The sequence below is a fragment of the Pelomonas sp. KK5 genome, from assembly GCF_001984095.1.
Classification (GTDB): domain Bacteria; phylum Pseudomonadota; class Gammaproteobacteria; order Burkholderiales; family Burkholderiaceae_C; genus KK5.
The window spans coordinates 1-7646 of the sequence record NZ_LYVQ01000275.1 but is presented as its reverse complement, the minus strand read 5'-3'; the positions used below and the strand labels follow the sequence as shown (position 1 = coordinate 7646).

General features: G+C 70.3%; 6 protein-coding genes. All 6 read right to left on the bottom strand.

Annotation, left to right across the window (positions count from 1 at the left end):
* Positions 1-2755, bottom strand: a 2755-nt coding sequence (tssM, locus tag B0W88_RS27770; RefSeq protein WP_077037802.1) for a type VI secretion system membrane subunit TssM, incomplete at its 3' end; no start/stop codon positions are given.
* A complete protein-coding gene (locus tag B0W88_RS27765; RefSeq protein ID WP_077037801.1) occupies positions 2752-4140 on the bottom strand; it encodes a DotU family type VI secretion system protein in 1389 nt (462 codons plus the stop codon). The genes tssM and B0W88_RS27765, both read right to left, overlap by 4 nt.
* A 16-nt stretch (positions 4141-4156) precedes the next feature.
* A complete protein-coding gene (gene tssK / locus B0W88_RS27760) occupies positions 4157-5494 on the bottom strand; it encodes a type VI secretion system baseplate subunit TssK (RefSeq protein ID WP_077037800.1) in 1338 nt (445 codons plus the stop codon).
* A gap of 132 nt (positions 5495-5626) precedes the next feature.
* Positions 5627-6013: a DUF4280 domain-containing protein gene (locus B0W88_RS27755; protein WP_077037799.1), complete on the bottom strand. Its 387-nt coding sequence runs from the start codon at positions 6011-6013 to the stop codon at positions 5627-5629.
* Positions 6014-6035: 22 nt separating this feature from the next.
* Positions 6036-6833 (bottom strand): PP2C family serine/threonine-protein phosphatase, encoded by a 798-nt coding sequence (locus tag B0W88_RS27750; protein WP_083749115.1) that lies wholly within the window; start codon positions 6831-6833, stop codon positions 6036-6038.
* Positions 6830-7646 (bottom strand): type VI secretion system-associated FHA domain protein TagH (tagH, locus tag B0W88_RS27745; protein WP_144007008.1); only part of this gene is annotated, 817 nt, incomplete at its 5' end. The genes B0W88_RS27750 and tagH, both read right to left, overlap by 4 nt.

Here is a 7646-nt window from a genome sequence, read left to right as displayed (position 1 = left end):
GCGGCGGGGTCTTGCTCTTCTGCGCGGCGTCGATCGCCGTCAGCTGCGCGAACACCTCGCCGAACAGCTTGGCCACCTGTTCGAGCTGCGGCGGCGTGCCGGTGAGCAGGTTGTGGATGGACGCGAAATGGTCGTCCACCATCGACTCGATCGGCCGGCCCGGCGCCGCGCTGGCGCTGCTGTCATTCGAGCCGGTCACCTCGGCCAGGTCCTTCTGCGCCTTGGTCAGCTTGCCCGGCAGCGTGATGCCGCTGGGCACCTTGGACTTGGCGGCGGCGGCGCGCGCTTCCAGCGCCAGCTTCTCCAGCTGCGTCTCGCGGGCCACGGCGCGGATGTAGGCCGTCATCGGCGAGTCCGGCGCGGCCATCAGCCGGGCCACCGCCAGGCTGCGGTCCAGGCCGCTGAGCTTCACCAGCCGCACGTCGGCGAGGTAGGCGTCCCACTGCTTGATGTACTCCTGCAGGTAGAGGCGGCGCACGCGCGTGTCCAGGTCCTCGGCGCCGGTGCTGGCCTTGGCCAGCGCGTCGGTCGGGGTCTTGACGTCGAGCACCCAGCGTTCCTCGTCGGCCAGCTGGCGGGCCGTGGCCTGGACCTTGGCCTTGAAGACCTTGAAGTAGGCATCGCGGGTGAACAGGCCGGGGATGCCGCGGGTCAGCGGCTTGCCGCTGGCGCGCTCGAACACGTTGATCGCGTTCGGGCCGCCGGCCGAGGCCACCGAGAACTCCGGGTAGTCGGCGCCGACGTTGGCGCGGCGCAGGCGGCTGAAGACGCGGTACTCCAGTGGGTAGGCCACCAGCATGTCGCGCACATTGGCCACGAGGGTCTTGTCCATCGGCGGCACATTGCTCGGCGCGCCATTGGCCAGTGCCGCCGCCAGGTGGTTGCCCAGCGATTCGCGCTGCTCGGGCGTCAGCGTGCCGCCCAGGTTCTGCTCCCAGTCGAGCATCACCCAGCCCTGCAGCGCCTCGGGGTCGAAGTGCTCGGGCGTGTACAGCATCAGGTAGGCCTTGAGCGCCTCGTAGGCGAGTTCGAGGTTGTCGCGGTTGACCGCGCGCAACCGCTCCTCCAGCCGGCGCGTGACGCGCGGCAGCAGGGCCTTGTCGAGCAGGTGGCGGTAACCGATCTCCTCACCGCCGCCGATGTACGGGCCCTGGTACAGGCCCAGGCCGTTGAGCAGCGGCGGCTCCTCCAGCGGGAAGTTGGCGGGCACCGGCGCGGCGGCCACCTTGTCCAGCACCTGGGGCAGGGCGGTCACGTCCACCTGCGCCGCGGGCAGCGCGTCCACCGCGGCCTTGACGTCCGGCAGGCGCGCTTCCACCTCGTTGATATAGGCCTTGTTGCGGCTGTAGCTGACGACCCAGCCGGCCAGCATCAGCACGCTGGCCAGGCCGATCACGGCCAGGCCCGCCAGGCGGAACTTGCGGCGGCGTGCCTCGGCCTGCAGGTTCTGGCCCACCAGGCCCTGCTCGGCGAAGATGACCTCCTTCAGGAGCCGCGTCAGGAAGAAGCTCTTGCCGCGCGAGGAGGCGATCGAGGCCGCGCGGGCATCGACGCCGAAGGTGCGCGCCAGCGTGCCCATCACGCGGTCGATCGGCGTGCCTTCCTGCGTGCCGCTGGTGAAGTAGATGCCGCGCAGCAGCGGCTTCTGCTCCAGGCCCTGGCCGCCGTCGAACACCGATTCAAGGAAGCCGCCCAGCAGGCCCTTGAGGCCCGCGAACTGCTGCGGGAACGAGAAGATCGCGGCGCGCTTGAGCACGTCGGTCTCGGCCTGCAGGCCGTCCAGCAGGCGGTCGCGCAGGCGCTTCTCCAGCGCGGCGAACTCGCTGCCGAACTGCTGCATCGGGCTGTCGTTGCCGTGCGGGTCGTAGGTGAAGCTCATGCCCCAGACCTGGTCGCGCTCCTCCTTGCCGAGGTTGCCGAAGGTCTCGTTGAAGCCGGCGATCAGGTCGCACTTGGTGACCAGCACGTAGACCGGCGGGCGCACGCCCAGCTGGTCGTGCAGCTCCTGGATGCGGGCGCGCAGCTTGGAGGCGTGCTCCTTGCGGTCGGCCGGGCTCTGCTGCAGCAGGTCCTGCACGTTGACGGTTAGCATCACGCCGTTGATCGGGCGGCGCGGACGCGACTTCTTCAGCAGCGCGAGGAAGTTGTCCCAGGCGGCGGAGTCGGTCTTCTCGTCGGACTGCTGCAGCGTGTAGCGGCCGGCCGTGTCGATCAGCACCGCCTCGTCGGTGAACCACCAGTCGCAGTTGCGCGTGCCGCCGACGCCCTTCACCGAGGCCTGGCCCATCTTGGCGGCCAGCGGGAAGGTCAGGCCGGCGTTCATCAGCGCGGTCGTCTTGCCCGAGCCGGGCGCGCCGATGAACATGTACCAGGGCAGTTCGTACAGCGTGGCGCTGCCGCCGAACAGGCCCTTGCCCTTGCCGCTCTTCTTGGCGCTGTCCTGCAGCACGGTGAGCGCCTCGGCGAAGCGCTGGTTCAGCACCTCGGCCTCGCGGTCCGCCGCGGATGGGCCTTTCAGGTTGGCTGCCATCGCCTTGTTGGCGCGGCGGCGCTTGAGCCACTTGAAGAAGATGACGATGGCGAAGATCAGCGCGATGACGCCGATCCACGTCCAGCGCGACGAAGGCTCGTCCAGCGGATGGTGCTCGCCCCACGAGATCAGCGGGCCGACCCACCAGACCAGCGCGGCCAGCGCCAGGAAACCGTAGAGCGCGAGCGCCAGCGGATGGAAGATGATCGAAAGAACTTTTTTCATTGGGCCGGCTGCTCTTGCTGCTGCTGCACGATGAGAGTGATGACGACGCGGCGGTTCTTCGCCCGGCCTTCGGGCGTGGCGTTGCTGTCGATGGGGTCGCTGTCGGCCTTGCCTTCGGCGCGCATGCGCTCCGGCTTGACGGTCTTGGCCAACTCGTCCTTGACCGAATTGGCGCGGTCCTGCGAGAGCACGAAGTTGTTCGGGTAGCGCAGCGTGCGGATCGGCTGGTTGTCGGTGTGGCCAGTGATCAGGATCTGGCCGGGCATGCTGTTCAGCGCCGCCGAGATGCGCGGCAGCAGCGAGCGCACCGCGCTGGCGATCACCGCGCTGCCGGGCTCGAAGAAGCCGTCGCCCTTGATCGTGACGATCGAGCGGTCGGCGAAGTCCTCCACCCGCACCAGGCCGGCGTCCACCTCGGGCTTGAGCAGTACGGCCAGCCGCGGTGCCGGCGCGGGCGGCGGCGGCGAGGGCGCGGCCACCGAGGCCGCCTTGGCATCCAGCGCGGCCAGCGTGGCGAAGCTCGGCTGCGCCAGGTCGTTCAGCCGGAAGCGCAGGCCCGCGAAGATCAGGCCCAGCACCAGCGCGCTGAGCGAGGCGATCACCCACAGCGGGATGCCGTCGCGCAGGCGCTGGCCCTGGTCGGGCTGGCCCTGCCAGCGCGGCGACAGCGCCTTGTCATAGGCGCCGCGCTGCTGCTTGAGCAGCTGGGCCAGGCGGTCGCGCACACCGTCGAGCTGCGCGCGGCCGTTGTCGATGACGCGGTAGCGGCCCTCGAAGCCGAAGGCCAGCACCACGTAGAGCAGCTCCAGCAGGTTGCGGTTGCCGGCCACGTTCTCGGCCAGCTTGCTCATCAGCTGGAAGACCTTTTCGCCGCCCCAGGACTCGTTGTGGAACTGCACCAGCAGGCTGTGCGAGGACCACACGCCCGAGCCGCCCCAGGGCGTGCTGGCGGCCGATTCGTCCAGCAGCGTGCACAGGATGTAGCGGCCGGCGATCACCTGCTCGTTGGGCAGGCCCTGCGTGCGGGCCTGGTTCTCGAACTTGCGGATGCCCTCCGACAGCGCCTCCTTCAGGCCTGCCGGGTTGGCGTGGCGGGCGGTCGTGCGCACCCGCGGCGCGGCGGCCAGCAGCGGCATCGCGGCGGCCACCAGCGGGTTCAGGCCCGAGGTGGTCAGCGCGTCGATCGCCAGCGGCGCCTCGCGGCCGCCGGCGCCGCCTGCACCGGCAGCACCACCACCACCGCCCGCGCCGCCTCCGGGCGGGCCGCCCGGTGGTCCACCCGCAGGCGCGGCACCGGGGGCGGCCGGCTTGGGCCGGCCACCCGAGGGCTTGATGACGGTCTTGTCGGAGTTGAAGGCGGCAAACGGGTCGTGGTCGTCACTCATGGATCAATCTCTCTGCTCAGGCGCGGACGGCCCAGAACTCCAGCTCGAGGCCAGGGAAGTCGCCCGCGATGTGCATCGCCAGGCCGCCGGAGCTTTCCAGCTGCTTCCACATGTCGTTGTTGCGCGTCTCCAGCTCGAAGTAGTTGTAGCCCGCGTGGTACGGGATCTGGCGCGGCGCCACCGGCAGCGGCCGCAGCGGCACGCCGGGCAGCTGCAGGTTGACCAGGTCGCGGATGCGCTCGACCGTGCCGATCTTGACCTGCGTCGGGAAGCGCGCGCGCAGCGCATCGCCGGGCAGCTGCGCGGCCACCGCCAGCACGAACTGCGCGTTGCGCTGCATCTCCACGTCGGAAATCATCGCCACGCGGATGCCGTACTTGCGGTCCTGCAGCTCGATCGGGACGGCGGTCTGCTCCATCACCATCGTCAGCGACTGACGCAGGCTCAGCATCAGCGGCGTGAAGCAGCGCTGCGGGTCGTCGTGCACGTAGGCCGGCAGCTCGGGCGGGCGGCGGCGCTCGCCGAAGGTGGACAGCTCGCCGGCCAGCTGCACGGCGCCGAAGTACAGGTCCTTCGGATGCAGGATCGAGGTCTGGCGCCACTGCGCCATCAGCGGCTCGGCGCGGTTGATCGTCTGCAGCAGCAGGAAGTCGGCGATCTCGCCCACGCCCGCACGGCCCGGCTGCGCCAGCCGCGCGGCCAGCGCCTCGCCGCGCTGGTGCAGCATCCCGTGCAGCTCGCGCAGGTGCGAGGCCAGGATGTCGTTGGCCGGCGAGTGCAGCGTCGGCGGGATGAAGTTGGCATCCAGAACTAACTTGTTATCCGCACGGCGTTCGACCAGGCGGCACAGGTTGATCGTCGCGTAGCCCTCCACCGCATCGCGCGCCAGCATGATGCGCAGGTGCAGGCGGCCGATCTGGATCGGCGCCACGCGCTGGCCGGTGACGTTGGTGTCGCCCACGTCCACCTCGGCGGCGCGGTAGCGCGGCGGCATCGAGCCGGCATCGCCCTCCGCATCGGACTCGGCCACGCCGGGGCGCTGCAGCGCCAGCGCCAGCACGATCAGTTCGTCGCGCGCGTCGCTCGGCACGTCCAGCGCGGGCGGGGCGGCGTCCTGGCCGGGGATGTCGAAGGCCACGCCGTCGGGCATCAGGCCCTGCGCGGCATTGATGGCGATCTTGCCCAGGTTCAGCGCGGCGCTGTCCAGCTGCAGGCTGGTGTAGCCCCAGCCGTAGGCCTGCTGCGCGTTGGAGCGCTGCAGTTCCTGCGAGAGCGTGTAGCGGTCATGCTGCTGGAAGTGCTGGGGCTGGAGGAACATGCCCTCCGTCCAGATGACTTTGTTGGTCCAGGTCATTGTGCGGTGTCAGTTATTCGGTGTTTCGGGCCGAGCGATGGGCCGCCCCAAGCCGGCCCGTCGGCGTCCCCTCGGGGGACCGACCGGGCACGCCCGCGTTCAGCGGGGCGGGATTGGGCGAGGGGCTCCACGTCATGGAATCTGGTGGGTGACCTGGCCTGCGAAATTGATGCTGACCACGCCGGCATAGGCGCACATCAGCTTGCAGGTGTTGTCCAGGGCCGGCATGTTCTTCAGCAGCACGGTCGGCGCGCCCGGCACCCAGGGCGCGGGGAAGACCGGCACGCAGGGCATCGGCGTCAGCACGCCCATCGCGGCGGCGGTGGCGGAGGCCACGGTCGGATTGGCCAGCGACTGGCACATGCCGAAGGGCGGCACGTTGGCGATCGGCTTGTTGTCCATGATGTTGCCGGCGTCCATCATGCTGGTCTGGATCATCTTGGGCGTGGCGATGAAGGAGGACGGCGCCATGCCGAAGGTGCATTGCAGGACGGCGCCGGTGCAGACTTGGTTGGGCATGATCTGACCCTTTCGTGACGGCTCAATGGCCTCTTCCGCACCAGACGGTGATGGCGGAAAAGTTGTCGTGCGTGTGCTTGGCCTGTTCCTTGGCGTGGCGCAGCACCAGCACTTCGAGCGCGTCGAGCCAGGCGCGCGGGTCGGTGGCGCGGTTCAGCGCGGCGCTCATCTCCACCTCGTTGACGTACTCCCACAACCCGTCGGTGCAGAGCAGGAAGACGTCGCCGTCCTGGATGTGCCAGGGCCGGCTGGCGGCCGTGACGTGCAGGTCTTCCGGCGCGCTGCCGAGCGCCGACAGCAGCTCGCTGCGGCGCGGATGGGTGCGGGTCTCGTCGGGCTGCAGCACGCCGGCTTCCACCAGCGACTGCACGACGCTGTGGTCGCGCGTGTGGGCCAGCATCTGCCCGTTGCGGAACACGTACAGGCGCGAGTCGCCCGCGTGGCCCCACAGCGCCAGGCCCTGGCTCATGTCGATGAACAGGCTCACCACCGTGGTGTGCATGTTCGCCTGCGCCTCGCCGTCGGCGCGGTGGCGGATCACCGTGGCATTGGTGTCCAGCAGCAGGTCGGTCACTTCGTCGGGCAGCGACAGCGGCGCCGCGGCGAACTGCTCGATGATGTGGCGCACCGCCAGCTTCGACGCGATGTCGCCGCCGCCGTGGCCGCCGGCCCCGTCGGCCACGACGCAGCACAAGTGCGTGTCCGAGTTCCAGTGGCCGCAGGCGTCCTCGTTGTAGTTGCGCCCGCCCTGGCGCGACAGGATGGCCAGCTCCAGGGCCGGCCCCCCGATGGCCGATGTCAAGGTGTCTTCGAAGCTCACGAGCCGCCTCCACCCTTGAGTTGGTCGATGTGTTCCTCGTAGGCCTTCAGGAAGGCCTTGCCGAACAGGCTGTGGAAGTCGTCCTCGGCCTCCGAGCTGATCTGCTCGTAGTGCTCGGTGAAGACCTCCCACATGCGCGCCTTGCGGCTGCCCGGCAGCAGGCCGCCCAGCAGGCCGGCGGACTTCTGCGTCAGCTTGCCTTCCAGCACCTGCGGGTCGAAGCGGTCCAGCACGCCCTCCAGCGCTGCCCGCATGCCGGCCACGAAGCCGAACTGGTGGGCGCGCAGGTCGTCGTAGGCATCCTTCATCGCCGGCGCCGCCGGCATGAAGCCGCGCGCCGGCGGCGACAGCAGGTGCTGCAGCGCGGTCTCGGCGCTGGGCGAGAACTTCAACGGGTTGTTCTCCTTGGCCACGATCATCGTGGCCTCGGCGCGCACCTCGCGCTTGAGCGCCGCGCGGGCCACCAGCAGGTCGACGGTGCCGGCCGCGGCCTCGTGCAGGATCTGGCCGATCAGGCGCATCAGCTCGGGCGTGAGGCTGTCGATCTGCAGCTGGGGCACGCCCAGGCCGTCGCGGAAGGCGGCCAGCAGGGCAGCGCTGTCGCCGCTGGGCATGGCGGCGCGCGGAGCCGGTGCGGCCATCGGCGCCGGCGCGGGCGGCTGCACGGGCGCTGGCGCCGGTGCCGGGCGCTGCTGCTGCATCGGCTGCATGCTGGTCGGCGGGATCAGCGGCTGGGAGCCGGGCAGGCCCGGCGCGATGGTGCGCGGCGAGCGGATGACGGTGTGGGTCGCGTCGGCCTCGCCGTCCCAGGAC

Coding starts and splice junctions, on each gene's coding strand:
- B0W88_RS27765 (WP_077037801.1), bottom strand. CDS start 4,140: ATGAGTGACGACCACGACCCGTTTGCCGCCTTCAACTCCGACAAGACC.
- tssK (WP_077037800.1), bottom strand. CDS start 5,494: ATGACCTGGACCAACAAAGTCATCTGGACGGAGGGCATGTTCCTCCAG.
- B0W88_RS27755 (WP_077037799.1), bottom strand. CDS start 6,013: ATGCCCAACCAAGTCTGCACCGGCGCCGTCCTGCAATGCACCTTCGGC.